This window comes from Streptomyces sp. NPDC048718, from assembly GCF_043198875.1.
Taxonomy (GTDB): Bacteria; Actinomycetota; Actinomycetes; order Streptomycetales; family Streptomycetaceae; genus Streptomyces.
Map to the genome: position 1 here is coordinate 177,383 of NZ_JBICVG010000015.1, position 17,963 is coordinate 195,345.

Below are 17,963 nucleotides of genomic sequence, written 5' to 3' on the forward strand. Positions count from 1 at the left end.
GAAGCCCCCTCGCCGCACGCGGCGAAGGGGCTCCACTCGGGGCGCCGGGGCCAGGGCCGGATCAGCCGTCAGCCGTCAGCCGTCAGCCGTCAGCCGTCGGACTCCGGCGCCGGGATGAAGGAACCCGGAACGTCCTTCGGCGCGAGGATCCGCTTCTCACCGGGGTACGGCTCGCGCCACCCGTGCGCCTCGTACCAGGTGAAGTGGTTCATCTGCGCGGGGTTCGCGAAGTCGGCCTTGGCACCGGGACCGGTCAGCCGCTGTCGCGACTTCCAGGTGTCCCACGTCGCCGCGACGCTCCTCATGTCCGCCGGCACCTTCGCCGACGGCACGGCCGCGGCGTTCGGGTTCTGCGGTGCCGGGACGTCCACGCCGCACGACGGCATGGTCTTCAGACCGTCGGTGAGCGGGGTCCGGTTCGGCAGCGCCGTGAACGGGGTGAAGTCCGGCTTCTGGGTGAACGCGGTGCGCATCGGGGTGGCCGCGCTGTCCTTCTGGTTCATCGGGTGGATCCCGAGGATCTGCTCGATGGTGCGGATCACCGTGATCTGGGAGTAGTAGCGGCTGTCGACGACACCGTGCCGGGCCCAGGGGCTGATGATCTGGACCGGGGCGCGGTGGCCGTCGACGTGGTCGAGGCCGGCCTGGGAGTCGTCCTCCAGGACGAAGATCGCCGAGTCCTTCCAGTACGGGCTGTGCGTGATCCGGTCGACGATCCGGCCGGTGGCGAGGTCGTTGTCCGCGACCTGCGCCGGCCCGTTCGCGGGGCCGCCGGTGTGGTCGCTGGAGAGCCAGAACATGTTCAGGTTCGCCGGACCGTTCTTCTCGAAGTCGCGCTTCCAGATCTGGTGCCGGTAGACGTCCGGGACGGAGGTGTCGAACATCGGAAAGCCGTGCACCGACACGTCGTTGAGCGACGGGATCGGCGAGGACGAGTTCAGCGGGTACGCGGTGTCCTGCCCGGTCGCCGCCATGTTCTTGGCATCGCAGTACAAGTTCTGCCAGCTCGCGTTCGCGGGCTTGGTCAGGAAGCTGTGGAACTCGCCGAAGTTCCGCACGGACTTGCCCGCCGCCTGCGCGCCGGTCCACAGGAACCCGGTGCGCTGGTGGCCGAGTGCGTCGTCCTCGGTGTCGTAACTGCGCTTGTACTCACCGGCGGACGACTCGGTGTACTCCGGATTGTCGGCCTGCATCAGCCAGTTGTGGCCCTCGGCGGAGTTGGTGCCGATGTCGTACGTGTTGTCGTAGAGGCCGAACTGCCGGGCGAGAGCGTGTTGGTTGGGGGTGACGTTCTCGCCGAACTCCGCGAGCGCCGGATCGCCGTTGCCCTGTGGAATGTCGCCGAAGACCTGGTCGTAGGTCCGGTTCTCCTTGACGATCAGGAAGACGTGCTTGATCGTCGACGGGTCGCCGATCCGGGCCGGGACGGGGACGGCCTTCGCCTTGCCGCCGCCCTTGCCCTGGGTCTGCTTGACCGCGCCCTTGGTCCAGCCGTTCTGCTGGAAGACCTTCTTCGTCTCGGACTTGATCACACGGTCGCCGGGCAGCGTGAACCGCTGCAGGCTCGACGTGGTGTCGTGAGTGCCGTGCCCCTTCGGGTTGCCCGGGCGGCGGGCGTCGATGCCCCGGGTGTTGGAGACCACGATCTGCCCCCCGACCTCGGCGATCTCCGCGGGGAAGTAGTCCGTCGGGAGGAGGCCGACGTAACCGACCGGCTCCTGCGGGGAGGTGTAACGGTAGACGGCGATCGCGTTGGCGCGGCCGAGCGTCACCAGGAGCCGGCCGTCGTCGGTGAGGGTCACCGCGTCGGGTTCGTAGCCGACCGACGCCTCCGGCCACGGCTGGGTGGCGATGGTCTGGACGACCTTGTTCTTGCGGATGTCGACGACCGACACGTCGTTGGTGGCGGTGTTCGTGACGAACAGCGCCCCGTTCTTGGCGTACAGGGCGGTCGGGTGCAGACCGACGTCGATCGTCCCGACGGCGGCGTCCGGCTTCGCCAGGTCGATGACGCTGACCGTGCCGGTCGTGGTGGCCGCGGTCACCGGGTCGGCCGGAACCTGGGTGTTGTACGAGTTGATCGTGGTGTCGCCGGGCTTCGCCGGACGACCGCCCTCGTTGCTCACGTACAGCTTGCCGTCGGCCACGATCATGTCGCGGGGCGCGTTGCCGACGGCCCAGCTGCGCTGGATCGCACCCGTCGCCGCGTCGATCGCGACGACCCGGTTCTGACCGTTGACCGCGGAGTACACGGTGGCGCCGTCGGCCGAGAACACGGCCTCGCCGACGAGCGCGTGCCGGGGCCCGTCCGCCGGGATCTTGACGGTGAACGGGTCGGTGACGCTGCCGTCCGGTTTCACGCTGAACCGGGTGTAGCCGTCGGTCTGGCCCAGCCACAGCCGCGTACCGTCGGGGGAGTACGTGGGACCCTCCTGGCCGACCTCGTTGCTGGTGATGCGCGGTGTGGACGACGCGGCGCTGCCGACGACCTGCTGCACCTTCCAGTTCGCCAGGTCCACGAGGGCGAGGGCCGCGCCGCCGTCGGCGACGGACGCCGCGAGGTGGGTGCCGTCCGGGCTGACGGACGACGACATGATCTTGCCGTTGTTCACGACCAGGCGCTCGCCGTACGGGGCGATGTACTGGTCGCTGGAGATCACCTGGCCCCGCGTGGTGCTCTGGCCGACCTGGTCGGTGCCGAACCGGTCGGTCCGGGCGACGGCCACGCCCGCGGCGGCGACGGCGGCCGCGGTGACCCCCGCCGTGATCAGCGGTGCTCTGCGGACGAGACGGCCGCCGGGAAACCCGGAACGATTCTTCTCGCCACGCCTTCGGCGTGTCACCTGCATGGTCATCCCTTCGGGGTTGAGGGAAGCAGTTCCACGGTGCCGTCGAACTGCCAGAGTGGATTCGGCGCGTCCCCGGCGGGGGTCCGCACCACGAAGTAGCCGTTCACTTCCTTCGGCCCGTCGCCGTCGGCGACGAAGCGTCCGTCCGAGGTGACGTCGAGCTGGTAGACGGCGGAGCCCACGGCCTCGACGCCGGGAAGACGCCAGGTGACGACGCAGCGCCAGTCGTTGCCCGGCCCCTCGGCGTCGACCCGCCCGGCGCCCTTGTCACAGGTCGCCGCCGTCTTCAGCTGCGCCTCGGTGACATCGGGCCGGTTGAGCTGATCGGTCTGCAGCCGGTAGAGGTGGGCGAACGCGGTGGCGACGGAACGCCGCACCTTGTCCTGGTCGATCCCGGAGCCCGTGGCCCCCGTCGCCACCCGGACGGCCACGATCGTCACCGCGAGCAGGGCGACGAGCGGCAGGGCCCCGGCGATGGCGGCGCGGCGGCCCGAGCCGTCGTCGGCCAGGCTGGTGAAGTCGCGCCGGAGGAAGAGCAGATACGCGAGGACGGTCGCCAGCACGGCCCAGGCCAGAGCGACCGCGACGCCGATCAGCAGCGGCCCGGTCTGCGCGGGGCCGGTGAACAGTCCGTTCCAGGCGAGGAACGCGTATCCGGGCAGCGCGAGCCGCGCGGCGACGGGCAGCGGCAGCAGCTGCGCGAGCTGCGTCACGAGGGCGACGAGCGCGGGCAGCAGCAGTCCCATCGGGGACCGTCCGAGGGCGACCGACCCGAGGAGGCCGATCGCGGCGAGGGCCAGCGTGGGGGCGAGGGCGCAGAGCCAGGCCAGCGCGACCCGGCCGGCCGCGTCCCCGGCGGTCAGCGCATGGCCGTCGAGCCCGACCAGCGGCCGGTGACCGGCCGTCAGAAGGCCGCCGACCGTGCTGGAACAGGCGAGCCCGGCCACCAGCAGCAGGATCACGGCGAGACTCGCCAGTGCCTTCGCCGCGAAGATGCGCCGGGGCGACCGGACCGCGACGAGCAGATGCCGCCAGGTGCCGAGCCGGTCCTCGGAGGCGAAGATGTCACCGGCGACCACCGAGGTCAGCAGCGGGAGCGCCCAGATGCCCGCGAACCCGAGCACCACCAGCGGCCCGGCCCACCCCGTCGCGTGCATCCAGCGGCCGAAGAGGGTGTCCGAGGGCAGTGTGCTCTGCTGGTTCACCGCCGCGACGAAGAGCCCCGGCGCGATCCAGCAGGTGAGCAGGAGCAGCCGGGTCCGCCACGGGGAGACGACCTTGACCAGCTCGAACCGGCAGGCACGGGAGAGCGGGACGCGGCGGGCAGCCGCCGTACGAGGGGGATCGAGGACGGTGGTCGCGGACGCGGTCATCGGCCGGCCTCCTGCTGTCGCTGTCGCTGTCGCGGTTCGGTGAGGGCGAGGAAGGCGGCTTCGAGGGGCGAGACCAGCGGGGCGAGTTCGCGCAGCGCGATGCCCGCGTGGACGAGCCGTTCCACCAGTTCGTCGAGGGCGGGCACCTGTGCGCGGACGACGAGGGTGCCGGAGCCCTCGGGCAGGGGCCGGGCGCCCTCGGCGATCCGGATCCCGGCCGTGTCCGCGGCCAGGGCCCGCGCGGCCCGCGGATCGGATGTCCGCAGCCGGTAGTCGAGTTCACGGTGGTCGGCGGCGAGCTTGTCCAGCGGGCCGGAGAAGACGACCCGGCCGGTGGCGAGGAGGGTGACCTCGGAGCACAACGCCTCCAGGTCGTCCATCCGGTGGCTCGACAGGACGATGCTCGTGCCCCGCGCCGCGAGCCGGGTCAGGACGCCGTGGACATGCTGCTTGCCCGCCGGGTCGAGACCGTTGGACGGTTCGTCGAGGACGAGCAGCCGTGGCTGCGTGAGCAACGCGGCGGCCAGCCCGAGCCGTTGGCGCATGCCGAGGGAGAAGCCGCGGGTCCGTTCGTCGGCGACCTCGCGGAGCCCGACCTCGTCGAGCACCTCGTCGATCCCCGTGGCCCGGGTGTCGTGGCCGCGCAGCGCGGCCAGCGCCGCGAGATTCTGCCGGGCGGTAAGGGACGGGTAGAGACCGGGGCCGTCCACGAACCCGGCGACACCGTCGGGTGTGGCGAGCGCCCGCTCGACCGGCGTCCCCAGGATCTCCAGCCGCCCGTCGTCGGGGACCGCGAGCCCCAGCAGAAGTCCCAGCAGGGTCGTCTTGCCCGCGCCGTTGGGTCCGACGAGTCCGTGGATCCGGCCTCGCGTCACCTCCAGGTCGATGCCGTCGAGAGCGACGACGTCACCGAAACACTTGGTGATCCCACGCGCGCGGATCGCGAGGAGAGTGTTCATGAGGCCCTTCCGTCGAAACCTCCGAGGACCTTAGGAGTGGCACATCGCCCGCCCAGGGACCGCGAGTTGAACGTGCACGGAACAGAAGGCGACCGCTCTTCGCGCCGCCGCGCCGGAGGGCGGCGCCTCGCGCACACATCATGTCGGCGGCTCCGTGGCGGAACACGACTGAAACCGGCCACGCCCGGAGTGCGTGGCCGGCATCAGGGATGCGGCGGAGCGGGATTCACCCGCGGGAGAATTCGGAGGAGATGTCTTTCATGAAGGCGGCTGTTCTCGAAAAGGGATCAGACGAGGGAACTCCCTTTCCTGGCGGAGGAGTTTCGGCCGGTCACAGGATTTCGATGGCCTTCACCTTCGGGGGACGGTTCGGGAAGGAGATCTCGTGCCACCGCTCGATCTTCACCGAATCGCCGTTGGCGTCGTAGTAGATGAGGTCGTTGTTGCCGGTGGAGATCTTGTCGACCCACCACCCGCCGAAGTCGGTCCTGCCGCGGTTCGCGTAGCAGTCCACGCTGTTCCGGCCACCGCTGTGCGACCAGATCTTCAGGAAGCTCTCGCCGCCCCGGCACTCCACGTGGTCGATCGCGTAGGCGTTGCCGGCGGGCATGGTCAGGGTGATCGTCGCGGCCGCGGCGAAAGCCATGGCCATGGAGCGGGCGAACCTCTTCATTTTCGAGATCACGAGTTCTCCTTCATTCGGGTGCCGAACCGGGAGGCCGCTTTCGCAACGCCTTGGGGGCGATCAGGGAAAAGCGTGTCGATGACCTCGTGGAGCGACCCTCGCGTCGTTTCGTCTCGGGCTTGCAGGAAGACGATCCTGTGGGAACGGTGTGCACGGCAATCATCTTTATTCCTCCTGGCCGAAATGCACTCCAAAATGTCCGGATAAGGATTTTTGGGATATATTTCGTATATTCGAAAGCGAGTGTCATTCGACATGCCTTTTGTCTGTTCCGGGGTCGTAGGTTTTCGGACGGGCGTGAAACGTTTCCTCTTGTGCGCCACTGTCGGCCGGTTCGCGCTTGGGGTGTCCTGTGGGGGAGGGCGGGTCGCGGTCCTGGTTCCCCGTGCTCCGAAGTGACCCGCCCGGAACCATGGATGACGCTTGGTCGGTTGCGCCGTCAGGCCTGAAGGTGCGCCGCGGGCGGGAGTTCCCGGCCGGGTCGGGCGGGCGAGGGGCTGTCCGGGAGGCTCGCGCGTGGCCGATCAGCGTCGAACGAGAAATCGAGAATGCATACCCCCCAGGGGTAGTGGGGAGGTGGCGGTCATGGACAAGACGAACTGGCACATCCGAGGCGAGTGGTTCGACGTCTGCAGCTGCTCCCTGCCTTGCCCCTGCACCTTCGCCCAGGCCCCCACGGACGGGGCCTGCCTGTTCACCCTGGTGTGGCAGATCCACGAGGGACACTTCGACGACGTACGGCTGGACGGCCTGGGCGTGGTGGCCCTGGGGGAGTTCGCCGGCAACATGTGGGAGAAGGACACCGACACCCGCATGAGCGTGATGTTCTACATCGACGCCAAGGGCACGCAGCGGCAGCGGCAGGCCCTGGAGGAGATCTTCCGCGGCAACGTGGGCGGCTGGCCGGGCACCTTCGGCTCGCTCATCGGCGAGGTACGCGAAGTGCGGTACGCCCCGGTCGTCTTCGAGGCCGCCGAGGACCTGGGGTACTGGCGTGCCTCCGTGGCGGACCAGGTGGACGTGGGCGCCAGGGCGCTGACCGGCCCCACCGCCGACCCGAGCCGCAGGGTCCAGCTGATCAATGCCCCCGGCGCGGAGGTCGGACCGGGACAGGTGGCCACCTGGGGAGTCGTGTCCGCGGACCACGCCGAGGGCTTCGACTTCTCCCGTCGCTACCGCGGCGGATCGAGCAAACACTTCCCCTTCGACTGGCGCCCCACCTCCTGAGCGGACCGGAGGCGCCGTCCCGGCCCCGCCGGGGGGAGCGTCGAAACACCCGAGAGCGTGAAGAGACACCGAAGACGCGTGAGCACGGGATTCACGCGCCCCACCGAAGAACGCGGCCTGCTGGGAACACCGACCGCTCCAGTGCACCCGTCACCCCGGCACCGAGGCCCTAGGGTTGGGCCATGGCCGAGGAGACCCACAACAGCGTGAGCGGGCAGGCGGACCTCGTCGTCCAGGCCGGCCGCATCGGGGAACTGCACCAGCACATCCACACCACGGCGGCGGCCGAGCACCCGGTCCCGTATCAGCTGCCGCCGGAACTCGCCCACTTCGAGAACCGGCACGCCGAACAGGAATGCATCCGGTGTGCCGTCGACGAGCGGCCCGGCCGGGCGGGGCCGCTCACCGTCGTCCTGACCGGGATCGCCGGCATCGGGAAGACGGCTCTGGGCTTCCATGTCGCGCGCGGCCTCGCCGACCGCTACTCGGACGGGGTGCTCTCCCTCGACCTCGACGACCTGCGCCGGGACGGCGCCGTCGACGTGGCCGACGCCGTCGGCGGTCTGCTCACCGGTCTGCACGTGCGCCCCGAATGGCTGGAGCGTTCGCTCGCGGGCCGCACCCGGCAGCTGTGGACCAGGACCAGGGACAAGCGGCTCATCGTCGTGATCGACAACGCCCGGTTCGGCAGCGAGGTGCTGCCGCTGCTTCCGGCGTCGCCGCACAGCCTGGTCATCGTCACCAGCCAGGGACCCCTGTACGACCTCGACGGCACGGCGGCTGTCGAGATCGCGGTGCCGCCCCTCGCCGCCGACGACGCCGTACGGATGCTCGCCGCCATCGTCGACGACCCCCGGCTGACCGCCGAGCCGGACGCCGCGGCCGCACTGGTCCAGGGCTGCGGCGGCTTGCCCGCCGCGCTCACTGTGGCCGGCCAGTGGGTGCGCAAGTACCGCAGGAAGAGCCTGTCCCGGCTGGTCGTCGAGCTGACCGGGGAACTCCACCGGAAGGGCATCCCCATGGTCGAGGCGGTCTGGGACGCTTCCTACGCCGGACTCGGCCCCGAAGCCGCCCGGCTGTACCGGCTGCTGCCCCTCTACCCGGCGCCGCTCGTCGAGCCCGAGCCGGTCGCCGCCCTCCTCGGCCTGGACCTGGACGGGGCCCTCGACGCCCTGGCCGAACTGGAGTCGGCGGGCCTGCTGGAAGGCCGCGACGAGGGCTTCCGCATGCACGACCTGGTACGCGGCCACGCCGAGCGGCGCGCCCGGCAGGACACGGACGCCACGGACGCCACGAGCGCCCCCGGCGCCGTGGGCGCCACACGCGATCCGCTCGCCGCGCGCACCGCGCTCGTCCGGTGGTTCCGGCGCCAGGCCGCCCGCGCCGACCTGCTCGCCGCCGGCCCCCGGATGACCCTCGCAGCACCACCCGCCCCGGCGGGCCCTCTCGACGGACCCGACGTGGACTTCGCGGGCAAGGCGGCGGCGCTGCGCTGGCTCGACGACCACCGGGCGGCACTGTACGGCTGTGTCCGGCTGGCGTTCGCGTCCGGACTCGACGAGGACGCCTGGGCGTTGTGCGAGCCGCTGTGGACCCACTTCCTCGACCACCCCCACTACGCGGACGTGATCGACGCCTTCCGGACCGGGGTGGCCGCCGCCGACCGGTCCGAACACCTCGGTGCCCGGATCCGGATGCGCTGCCAGCTCGCCAGACCCCTGTGGGAACAGGGGCGTTACGCGGAAGCGGACGAGCAGGTGCGGCGCGCGGTGGCGGCCTCCGAGCACCTCGGCACGGACGCCGGAGATCGCCGACTGCGGGCCTCCGCGCTGGAGTTCGGCGGCCTGCTGGCCGCCGAGGCCGGTGACTGGCCCGGGGCCGTCGCCGGTTTCGAGGCCTCGCGCGCGATCCACGCCGCGATCGGCAACGCGTACGGTGTCCTGCTCCAGACCTATCTGCTGGGCAAGGCCGCCCTCGGCAGCGGCGACGCCGAGGCCGCCGTACGCCTGTTGAGCGAGGCCCACGAGGCCGCGCGGGAGCAGCACCGGGAGCGGCTGAGCGCCCGGGCCGGCTTCGAACTCGGCCGCGCGCTGCGCCTCGCCGGCCGTACGGAGGAGGCGGAACCCCTGATGACCGCGGCCCTCGCCGCCGCCCGCCGGCGCGGCTCCGGCACCGACGAGAAGCGGATCCTGGACGAACTGTCCGCCCTCATGAAGGACTTGGGGAGGATGAGGGAGGCCGGGGAGTACGGCGCGGCCGCGCGGAATCTGGCCGAACAGGCCGGTGCGCTGCCCGCCGACGGCGGGACATAGGGCCTGTCCGGCCCGGTCCGCCGGGCAGATCCCTGGGAGAGCTGCCCAGGCCGGGGCCGGTCACAGCTCGCGGGCGTCGAGGTCGGCCTCCCGTGCCTCGGCGACCCGCACACGGACCGTCACCGGCCCGACCTCGCACGACAGCGTCGCCGGCAGACACGGCTCCCGGGTCGCGCCGAGCCACGCGTGCACCGCGGACACGACCGCCACCGGGTCGGGTCGTGCCACCCGCCCCGCCGTCCGGTGCGGTTCCACGCGGACGAGCAGCGGTCCCGCCCGGCGGTGCCGGAGCAGCAGCCGGTCGGCCGACTCGATCACGGCGGCCGTACGACAGCCGGGGAACTCGCCCAGCGTGTGCGCCGACCAGCCGCCCGCGGTCCACGCCGTCCGCGCGCCGTAGGACCCGTAAGGTCCAGGGGACCCGTACGGCCCGCCGGCCCTGTGCGCACCGCGCGCCCCGCCGCCGGCCCCGTCGTCGCCCTCGGGCGCCCGGCGCCAGAGAACGGCCGCGCTCTGCGGCGCGCGCTCCGCGCCCGCCCGGTACTCGGCCGCCAGATGGTGCACCGGCTCGCGGGTGTCCGGCGGGAAGCGCGCGAGGACCACCCGGTCGCCCGCCACCTCGGCCCGCACCGCGTGGACGGCCGGCCGGTCCGGGCGGAGCGCGGGGCACCGGAAGGGCCGGGGCCGGGGAGCGTATGACGGCGGGTCCAGGTCCAAAAGCCGGTACAGCTCCCGCCGCAGACTCTCCAGCGCGTGCCCCCGGCGGGCGAAGGCCGCCCCCGCCACGGCGCGGGTGTCGACGGCCGACGCGAGCCCGAGAGCCTCCTCCAGCCGCTCCGGCGCGGCCAACGGGGGTACGGACCCGAGCAGCCGCGCCATCGGACTGCCCGGCACCAGCTCCACGCCCCCGTCGTACGCGCCGACGACCGGCCGACCGAGCGCCGCCGCGTAAAGGGCGGTGGACCCGTGGTCGGTCACCACGCCGTCGGCCGCGACGAGCAGCGCGGCCCACTCCTCGTACGGATCGGGCAGCAGCAGCCCGGCGGACACGGCCGGGGCGAGCTGCCGGGCCAGGTCGAAACGGCCGGTCTCGCTGTACGCGTTGGGGTGCAGCACCAGGGCGAACAGATACCCGTCGTGGGGGTGGCCCAGCAGCAGTTCGGCGGGCAGTTCGGGGCGGCGTTCGAGCAGCGACTCCGGCCCCCAGGTCGACACGAGGACGACGAGCCGGCGCGGACCCGTGCCCAGCGCGTCACGGTAGGACTCGCGGTGCGGGACGGAGGCGAGCAGCCGGTCCAGGGTCGGGTCCCCGACCACGGCGGCTCGCGGCCCGGCGGACGGACAGGACCGGGCCAGCCGTTCGGCGTCCGCCTCGTGCGCCAGCGCGTAGAGATCGGCCCACGGCGCCCCGCCGGACGTCAGGAAATGCGGATCCAGGCCGGACGGCAGCGCCGCCGAACCCTCTTCGCTCAGCGCCTTGTTGAAGCCCGCCCCGTGCGGCAGCAGCGCCCGTGGCCCGGACAGCGTGCGCAGCTCGCCCTTGGGGCTCGCGGCCAGCACCAGATCGTGCGTGCCCCGCCGGGCCTCGTCCCAGGGAACGGTCCGCGCCCCGGCCCGGTCGAGCGCGGCCAGCGCCTCGGTGCCGAAGCGGGACCCGGGGACCAGGGTGAAGCGGGTGGCGACCCGGGGATCGCCCTCGAAGACGGGCAGCGCGTCGAGCAGCCGGTGCAGCGCCACCGCCGACCGCGCGGCGACCAGCACCACCCGCTGTCCGCGCCGTGCCCCGTGCCCCGCCCCGGGTTTCGGCCGGGCGGATGGCCCCGCGGACGTCCCGGCGGATGCCCCCGGTGCGAGATCGCCTCGCCCCCGCCTCGCGCTGGCGAGTGCTGGCTGGTCGGCGGGTGCCCCGTGCGGCATGGTCCCGATCGTACCGGCGCGGATCACTCCGCTCGCGCGCCCCGCCCTCCGTCCGGCCGCGCGACCGACACCAGATAGGAGGCGTACTCGTCGAGCGCGGCGCGGGCGAGCTCGTCGTCGCGGTCGATCAGCCAGGTGAGGGTCAGACCGTCGAGGACCCCGAGCCCGTGCCGGGCCAGGACCGCCATCGGCACGGTCCACTCGGCGCCGGCGAGCCGGGCCATCGCCTCCAGGGAGTCGCGGGTGACCCGGGTGTAGTGCGCGTACTGCTTGCGTGCCAGTTCCGCGAGGCCGGGCTGGCGCAGCGCGTACTGTGTCAACTCGTACGTCAGCAGGTGCTCGTCCGGGCTCTGCCGGATCCGTTCCCAGTACGCGTGCAGCGCCGTCCGTACGGCCGACTCGACGGACATCCCGTCGACCGAGGCCGCCGCGACCGCCGGGGCCGAGGCCCGCACCATGATCCGTTCGATCACGCTCTGGAGCAGTTCCTCCTTGGAGCGGAAGCAGTAGTGGAACGCGCCCAGCGGCAGTCCGGCCTCCGCCACCACCGCGCGCGTCGTCGCCCGGCCGACCCCGTCGCGGATCATGACCCGGATCGCCGCCTCGATCAGCTCCTCACGGCGTTCGTCGGCCGAACGTCGGCTCATTCGGGGCTCCCGGGTGTGTCGGCGGCGGGCGGTCCGCGCACGCTACCCCACCCGGGCCGGGGGATCCGGTCCATCCATGGATCCGGTCCGCACGGCCCGGTCCGCGGTCGGCGGGTGACGTCGTGCGGCCCCGGGCAGAGGCGGAGGGAACTGCCCGGGGCCGGTCGACGGGCCGGTCCGGCGCCACGGGTGTACGCCGTCGGCCGCTCACGCGACCGGTGTCGAGGACGCGACATCGTGGCGATTGTCGGCACCGGCCGCAGTCACGGGCCCGCGGAGTCCCGGCACGGGCGCGACCGGTCCCGGCGCCGTGGCGCCGGCCGGCCGCACCCCGCCGGAACTCCGACGAGGACGGACAGGGCTGCCCCGGCGCGCCTGTGGGACGGGATCCGCCCGCCCGGCTCGCCATCACCCCGCCGTGCTGCACTGTGGCCGTCCCGAGCGGCCTTCCGGCTGGTCGGGCGTCCACACCGGACAGCTTGTCCCGCTGCCGAGCCGATTTCTACGCGCAGTTTTTATGAGGAATAACGGCGCCAGGAATTAGGCTCCCGGTGCGGTGTCCACACGCTCCACGGGGGACGACAGACCATGGCGATGAACAAGCCCGCGCTGAAGGCGCTCCTGATGGAACGACGGGCGCTGATCGAGCCCGAGCAGTACGGACTCGCCCGGCCGACCGGGCAGGGCCGCCGTGCCCAGGGCCTGTCCCAGCAGCAGGTCGACGAGCTGACGGCACGCGCGCTGCACACGTACAACCGGCTGGAGACCGGCCGCTATCCGCACCCGCCGGTCGACTACCTCCGCCAGGTGGCCCGGCTGTTCCGGCTCAACGAGCAGGAGTGGGGCAGCCTGTGCCGGTACGCCGGCATCGGCGACCCGCCCGCCCCGCTCAGCACGGTCTCCGGCCTGGAGGTGCCCGGCCTGTGGCAGGACGCGGTCGACGGGATCTCCCACATGGCGTACGTGACGGATGCCTCCTGGAACACGCTCGCCTACAACGAGGCCTGGGCCGCGTTCTTCGCCGGGCGGCGGATCCCCCGGAACATGATGCGGTGGATCCTCCTCGAACCCGACGGCCGCGAGACCCTGCTCCAGTGGGACACCGTCTGGGCGCCGGCCGTTCTGCCGCAGCTGCGTGCGGCGCTCACCTTGCGTCCCGATGACGGGACGCTGCTGCGGATCGCCCGCGAGGCGGCGCTCGATCCCGATCTGCGGCCGTTGTGGGACGCGGGCGGCGCCTCCATCCACCCCGACGGCGACGAGCGCCCGATCCTGCACCCCGAGCACGGGCCGGGGCATGTCGCCATCTGCGCCGCCCAGCCGATGACCGCGCCCGGTTCCCGGCTGGTGATCCTCGCCTTCCACGCGGGGGCCAGGAAGTCGCGCGCCAGGATTCCCATGCTCCGGGCCCGTCCCGTGCCCTGACGCCGCACCACTGCCACGGCGGGGAGCCGCACGGGACGGCGGCTCGGCCGCCTCGGAGCGGGTTGTACGGGCGCTGGTCCGGGGGTGGCCCGAGGGCGATCCGGCGGTGGTCGGACGGTGCTTCGGGGGTGCTCCGGCGGTGGCGTCGTGGCGCGGCACAGGACCGTGCGGCGCGGTGCGGCGGGCGTCATCCCGTAGGGTCGGCGGATGGCCAAGTACTTCGACGTGCACCCGATCTCCCCGCAGCCCCGTACCATCGGCACCGTGGTCGACAGCCTCCGTGCCGACGCCCTCATCGCGTACCCCACCGACTCCTGCTTCGCGCTCGGCTGCCGGATCGGCAACCGTGAGGGACTGGAGCGGATCCGTTCCATCCGGCACCTCGACGACCGCCACCACTTCACGCTGGTCTGCGAGAACTTCGCCCAGCTGGGCCAGTACGTCCAGGTCGACAACGACGTCTTCCGCGCGGTGAAGGCGGCCACCCCGGGCAGCTACACCTTCATCCTGCCCGCGACCCGCGAGGTGCCGCGCCGCCTCCAGCACCCGAAGAAGAAGACCGTCGGCGTCCGGATCCCCGACCACGCCGTGACCCGGGCGCTGCTCGCCGAGCTCGGCGAACCGCTCCTGTCCAGCACCCTGCTGCTGCCCGACGAGGACGAGCCGATGACGCAGGGCTGGGAGATCAAGGAACGGCTCGACCACGTCCTCGACGCCGTCGTGGACTCCGGCGACTGCGGCACCGAGCCGACCACCGTCGTCGACTTCTCCAGCGGGGAGGCGGAGATCGTCCGGCGCGGGGCGGGGGATCCGGCCCGCTTCGAGTGACCCGAGCGGAAGGGGCGGACGAGACGAGTGGAGGGGCGGCCGGTCGGACGGGCCGGAACACGGATGCGGCCGGCGGCCGAACGCCCGTACGCTCCCGGTGACGGGGGAGGCGGAGTGGACATCACCGTGCAGTGGGTCAGGACCTTCTGGACGAAGGAGTCCCGGGGCGGACCGGCCGCCATCCGTAGGAACGCGCTGCCGGCCGGATTCCCACTCCCCGACGAGGCGCCGTACGGGAGCCCCGGAGCCCCTGGATCGTCCTCTCCGCCCCCGCCCTCCCAGCCCTACGGGTTCGCCCACTACGTCGAGATGGCGGAACGGGACGGATTCGCGCCGCGCCCGGCGGTCCGGAATCTCGACGAGGTCGGGCTCCGGCTGCGCGACGAAGGCGACCGGCTCCGGGTGCTCGCCCGGGTCGAGCCGCTGTGCGGGGTACCGCCCCGGCGGCGCAGGCCGCCGGCCGTACGGCTGCTGCCCGGGCAGTGGGTCCGCTGGCAGCTCAACTACCGGTTCTCCAGTGCCCTGGGGCTGCGCGACTGGCTGTACTGGCTCGACACCTTCAACATCGCGTACGGCCCCCGGGACCGGGACGTCTTCCTGACCGAACCGGCGGTCCTCGTCGACGAGCGCGGGCCGCTGCGATAGGGCCGGGTGGGGTGGCGACCAGGGGATTCCGGGGGATTTCGGGACGCTCTCGCCGACCCGACCTGCCCTTTTCCCGGTGCGGCGGGTTAGTGTGCTCTGTCGGAGAAGCGGACGAACGGAGGCCGACCATGAGCAGGAACCGTGCCGGCCGGCCGCCCGGCAGCCGGACCAACGCTGCCGGGCTGACCCAGCGGCAGCAGCAGATCCTCGACATCATCCGGTCCCACACACAGGACCACGGATTCCCGCCCTCGATGCGGGAGATCGCGGCAGCCGCCGGACTGCTCAGCACCTCCAGCGTGTCCCACCAGATCCGGGCCCTGGAGAAGAAGGGCTTCCTGCGGCAGGACCCGCAGCGTCCGCGCGCGTACGTGGTCGCCGAGGCCGAAGCCGGGACCGCGAGGCTGCCCGGGCGCGCGCCGCTGGGCCCCCTCGGGGCCGGAGTGCGGGGCCTGGGCCGGGAACGGGCGGCGAGTGGGGCCGTGACCGTGCCTCTGGTCGGCCGGATCGCGGCCGGTGTGCCCATCACGGCCGAGGAGCTGGTGGAGGACACCCTGGTGCTGCCCGCCCAGGTCGTCGGTTCCGGACGGCTGTTCGCGGTGACCGTCGTGGGCGACTCGATGAGGGGCGCGCAGATCGAGGACGGTGACGTGGTGATCGTCCGCGCGCAGGAGACGGCGGACGACGGCGACATCGTCGCCGCGATGCTGGACGGCGAGGCCACCGTGAAGCGCCTCGCCCACCGGGGCGCGCACGCCTGGCTGATGCCGGAGAACCCGCGCTACGAGCCGATCCCCGGCGACGACGCGGTGATCCTCGGCAAGGTCGTCTCGGTCTTCCGTACGCTCTGAACCCCTGGAGCCGACCCGGAGATTCCCCCGGAACTCTCCGGGGCCTTCCCTGCCCTCCGACCCCTGACCCCGAGGCCCCGGGGCGGGGCGGAAAACGAACGGGCGCGTCCGGACAGGTCCCCGTGAGGGGCTGTCCGAACGCGCCCGTTCGATGTGTCCGGCCTCCCGGCTCTCCCGGCCCGCTCCGCGCGCCGCGCGAGGGCCGAGGGCCCGATGGCCGGGGGATCCGTCAGGAGCGGCGGTTCGTGCCGTCGCCCACCGGGGCCGACGCGTCCTCGGGAGACGTCCGCGGCCCCGGCATCACCGCGGCCCCGTCCGCGCCGGCGGTGGCCGGCCGGAACCGGCGCGTCAGCAGCGCGGCGATCGGCTCGGTGTAACGGGCGGTCAGCGGGCCGACGATGACCAGGATGAGCACGTACGCCGTGGCGAGCGGGCCCAGGGAGGGCTCGATGCCCGCGCTGACGGCGAGGCCCGCGATGACGATCGAGAACTCGCCGCGCGCCACGAGCGTGCCGCCCGCGCGCCAGCGGCCCTTGACCGAGATTCCGGCACGGCGCGCCGCCCAGTAGCCCGTCGCGATCTTCGTACCGGCCGTGACCACGGCGAGCGCGAGAGCCGGGAGCAGCACCGGCGGGATGCTGGAGGGGTCGGTGTGCAGGCCGAAGAAGACGAAGAAGACGGCCGCGAACAGGTCCCGCAGCGGGCTGAGCAGATTGTGCGCGCCCTCCGCGGCCTCGCCGGACAGGGCGATGCCGACCAGGAACGCGCCGACGGCGGCCGACACCTGGAGCTGCTGGGCGACGCCCGCGACGAGCAGGGTCAGACCGAGCACCACGAGGAGCAGCTTCTCCGGGTCGTCACTGGAGACGAAGCGGGAGATGATCCGGCCGTAGCGGACGGCGAGGAAGAGCACGAGACCCGCGACACCGAGCGCGATGGCGAGCGTGACGCTGCCCGCGGCGAGACCGACGCCGGCCAGCAGGGCCGTGATGATCGGCAGGTAGACCGCCATGGCCAGGTCCTCGAGGACCAGGATGCTCAGCACCACCGGCGTCTCGCGGTTGCCGAGCCGGCCGAGGTCGCCGAGGACCTTGGCGATGACGCCGGAGGAGGAGATCCAGGTGACACCGGCGAGGACGACGGCCGCGACCGGCCCCCAGCCGAGTATCAGCGCCATCGCCGCGCCGGGCAGGGCGTTGAGGGTGGCGTCGACGAGACCGGCGGGGTACTGGGTCTTGAGATTGCCGACCAGGTCGGACGCCGAGTACTCCAGACCCAGCATCAGGAGCAGCAGGATGACGCCGATCTCGGCGCCGATGGCCACGAACTCCTCGCTCGCGCCGAGTGGCAGCAGCCCGCCCTCACCGAAGGCGAGGCCGGCGAGGAGGTAGAGCGGGATCGGGGAGAACTTCAGCCGGCCGGCGAGTCGGCCGAGGAGGCCGAGGCTGAGGATGATGGCACCGAACTCGATGAGGAAGACGGCGGACGAGTGCATGGATCACTCCCTTTCGAGTATCAGGGCGGCGGCGTCGACCCCTTCACGGGTGCCGATGACGATGAGGGTGTCCCCGCCGGCGAGACGGAAATCGGGGCCGGGGGAGGGGATGGCGTCGGCGCGCCGCAGCACGGCCACGATCGACACACCGGTCTCGGTCCGCATTCGGGTGTCCCCGAGGACGCGGCCGTTCCAGTGGGAGGAGCCACCGAGTTCGATCCGCTCGGCGACCAGTCCGAGGTCCGTGGTGGAAAGCAGGCTGGGGCTGTGGTGCGAGGGCATCAGCGCGTCGATGAGCGCCTCCGATTCGTTCGGGGTCAGCCGCACCGACAAGGAGCAATCGTCGGGATCGTCGCGGTTGTAGGTGTTGAGCACCCGGGTACCGTCCCGGCTCGCGACGACCGACAGACGGCGGTCCTCGCGGGTGGTCAGGTCGTAGCGGACACCGATTCCGGGCAGCGGGGTGCGGCTCATGCGCGCTGCGGGCATGGCGAATCTCCTGGGGATGGGCAGGCCGAAGGAGACGTCCCGGGGAACGGGCGTCTTGGCAATTACTTTACCCAGGCAACAAACTGGCGAATTCGGCGGGAAAATGGCCGCGATCCGGGCATTTCGCCTCCGCCTGGCGGCGGCCGACCGGTGTCGAATGTGTCACGGTCGGCTACGGCGGACGGTGGCCTGGAGTGTCGGTGGGCCGCCGTACGGCGGCCCGGGCCTCGGTCGCCCGTCACGGTCCGTCACGCCCGTCAT

14 protein-coding genes are annotated in these 17,963 nt (G+C 72.4%); 6 read left to right on the forward strand and 8 right to left on the reverse strand.

All coding sequences use genetic code 11. From position 1 onward, the window contains the following. Window positions 1–89: 89 nt before the first annotated feature. From ACGFRB_RS26320 to ACGFRB_RS26335, 4 genes are all read right to left on the reverse strand, one after another. Window positions 90–2,849 (reverse strand): alkaline phosphatase family protein, encoded by a 2,760-nt coding sequence (locus ACGFRB_RS26320; protein WP_393246514.1) that lies wholly within the window; start codon window positions 2,847–2,849, stop codon window positions 90–92. A gap of 2 nt (window positions 2,850–2,851) precedes the next feature. Continuing rightward, a complete protein-coding gene (locus tag ACGFRB_RS26325; RefSeq protein ID WP_393246516.1) occupies window positions 2,852–4,222 on the reverse strand; it encodes an ABC transporter permease in 1,371 nt (456 codons plus the stop codon). Next, window positions 4,219–5,181, reverse strand: coding sequence for an ABC transporter ATP-binding protein (locus tag ACGFRB_RS26330; RefSeq protein WP_393246518.1), 963 nt, complete (start codon window positions 5,179–5,181; stop codon window positions 4,219–4,221). The genes ACGFRB_RS26325 and ACGFRB_RS26330 overlap by 4 nt, the downstream gene beginning before the upstream one ends. A 331-nt stretch (window positions 5,182–5,512) precedes the next feature. Continuing rightward, entirely contained in the window at window positions 5,513–5,866 is a 354-nt protein-coding gene (locus tag ACGFRB_RS26335) for a beta/gamma crystallin domain-containing protein (protein WP_363007306.1), read from the reverse strand. Between the two features lie 585 nt (window positions 5,867–6,451). On the opposite strand from ACGFRB_RS26335, the gene ACGFRB_RS26340 reads away from it, so the two are divergent. Beyond that, complete coding sequence (locus tag ACGFRB_RS26340) at window positions 6,452–7,093, forward strand: DUF1326 domain-containing protein (protein ID WP_393246520.1); 642 nt, start codon at window positions 6,452–6,454, stop codon at window positions 7,091–7,093. 182 nt (window positions 7,094–7,275) lie between these two features. After that, window positions 7,276–9,405 (forward strand): hypothetical protein, encoded by a 2,130-nt coding sequence (locus ACGFRB_RS26345; RefSeq protein ID WP_393246522.1) that lies wholly within the window; start codon window positions 7,276–7,278, stop codon window positions 9,403–9,405. A 60-nt stretch (window positions 9,406–9,465) separates the two neighbouring features. Here the strand turns inward: ACGFRB_RS26345 and ACGFRB_RS26350 are convergent, their stop codons facing one another. Further along, window positions 9,466–11,166, reverse strand: a complete 1,701-nt coding sequence (locus ACGFRB_RS26350) for a translation initiation factor 2 (protein ID WP_393246577.1) — start codon at window positions 11,164–11,166, stop codon at window positions 9,466–9,468. A gap of 179 nt (window positions 11,167–11,345) precedes the next feature. After that, window positions 11,346–11,969 carry a TetR/AcrR family transcriptional regulator gene (locus tag ACGFRB_RS26355; protein ID WP_363007302.1) on the reverse strand — a complete coding sequence of 208 codons (624 nt, stop codon included), beginning with the start codon at window positions 11,967–11,969 and terminating at the stop codon, window positions 11,346–11,348. Window positions 11,970–12,557: 588 nt separating this feature from the next. Between ACGFRB_RS26355 and ACGFRB_RS26360 the strand changes: the two genes are divergently transcribed. The 4 genes from ACGFRB_RS26360 (at window position 12,558) to lexA (ending at window position 15,718) form a co-directional block, all read left to right on the forward strand. Further along, the gene (locus ACGFRB_RS26360; RefSeq protein WP_363007300.1) at window positions 12,558–13,394 is read left to right on the forward strand and encodes a helix-turn-helix transcriptional regulator; all 837 of its coding nucleotides are present in this window, start codon (window positions 12,558–12,560) and stop codon (window positions 13,392–13,394) included. Between the two features lie 207 nt (window positions 13,395–13,601). Beyond that, window positions 13,602–14,222 carry an L-threonylcarbamoyladenylate synthase gene (locus ACGFRB_RS26365; RefSeq protein WP_363007298.1) on the forward strand — a complete coding sequence of 207 codons (621 nt, stop codon included), beginning with the start codon at window positions 13,602–13,604 and terminating at the stop codon, window positions 14,220–14,222. 114 nt (window positions 14,223–14,336) lie between these two features. Then, window positions 14,337–14,867: a hypothetical protein gene (locus ACGFRB_RS26370; protein WP_393246524.1), complete on the forward strand. Its 531-nt coding sequence runs from the start codon at window positions 14,337–14,339 to the stop codon at window positions 14,865–14,867. 128 nt (window positions 14,868–14,995) lie between these two features. After that, window positions 14,996–15,718, forward strand: coding sequence for a transcriptional repressor LexA (gene lexA, locus ACGFRB_RS26375; RefSeq protein ID WP_363007294.1), 723 nt, complete (start codon window positions 14,996–14,998; stop codon window positions 15,716–15,718). Window positions 15,719–15,947: 229 nt separating this feature from the next. Here lexA and ACGFRB_RS26380 read toward each other — a convergent pair whose 3' ends face one another. Beyond that, on the reverse strand, window positions 15,948–17,213 hold the full coding sequence (locus ACGFRB_RS26380) for a cation:proton antiporter (protein WP_393246526.1): 1,266 nt from the start codon (window positions 17,211–17,213) through the stop codon (window positions 15,948–15,950). Window positions 17,214–17,216: 3 nt separating this feature from the next. Further along, window positions 17,217–17,702 (reverse strand): TrkA C-terminal domain-containing protein, encoded by a 486-nt coding sequence (locus tag ACGFRB_RS26385; RefSeq protein ID WP_363007290.1) that lies wholly within the window; start codon window positions 17,700–17,702, stop codon window positions 17,217–17,219. Window positions 17,703–17,963: the final 261 nt, after the last annotated feature.

Excerpts from the sequence above, each read along its gene's own strand:
- ACGFRB_RS26385 (WP_363007290.1), bottom strand. The coding sequence starts at position 17,702 with ATGCCCGCAGCGCGCATGAGCCGCACCCCGCTGCCCGGAATCGGTGTC.
- ACGFRB_RS26320 (WP_393246514.1), bottom strand. The coding sequence starts at position 2,849 with ATGCAGGTGACACGCCGAAGGCGTGGCGAGAAGAATCGTTCCGGGTTT.
- ACGFRB_RS26345 (WP_393246522.1), top strand. The coding sequence starts at position 7,276 with ATGGCCGAGGAGACCCACAACAGCGTGAGCGGGCAGGCGGACCTCGTC.
- ACGFRB_RS26380 (WP_393246526.1), bottom strand. The coding sequence starts at position 17,213 with ATGCACTCGTCCGCCGTCTTCCTCATCGAGTTCGGTGCCATCATCCTC.
- ACGFRB_RS26355 (WP_363007302.1), bottom strand. The coding sequence starts at position 11,969 with ATGAGCCGACGTTCGGCCGACGAACGCCGTGAGGAGCTGATCGAGGCG.
- ACGFRB_RS26330 (WP_393246518.1), bottom strand. The coding sequence starts at position 5,181 with ATGAACACTCTCCTCGCGATCCGCGCGCGTGGGATCACCAAGTGTTTC.
- ACGFRB_RS26325 (WP_393246516.1), bottom strand. The coding sequence starts at position 4,222 with ATGACCGCGTCCGCGACCACCGTCCTCGATCCCCCTCGTACGGCGGCT.
- ACGFRB_RS26360 (WP_363007300.1), top strand. The coding sequence starts at position 12,558 with ATGGCGATGAACAAGCCCGCGCTGAAGGCGCTCCTGATGGAACGACGG.
- ACGFRB_RS26365 (WP_363007298.1), top strand. The coding sequence starts at position 13,602 with ATGGCCAAGTACTTCGACGTGCACCCGATCTCCCCGCAGCCCCGTACC.
- lexA (WP_363007294.1), top strand. The coding sequence starts at position 14,996 with ATGAGCAGGAACCGTGCCGGCCGGCCGCCCGGCAGCCGGACCAACGCT.
- ACGFRB_RS26340 (WP_393246520.1), top strand. The coding sequence starts at position 6,452 with ATGGACAAGACGAACTGGCACATCCGAGGCGAGTGGTTCGACGTCTGC.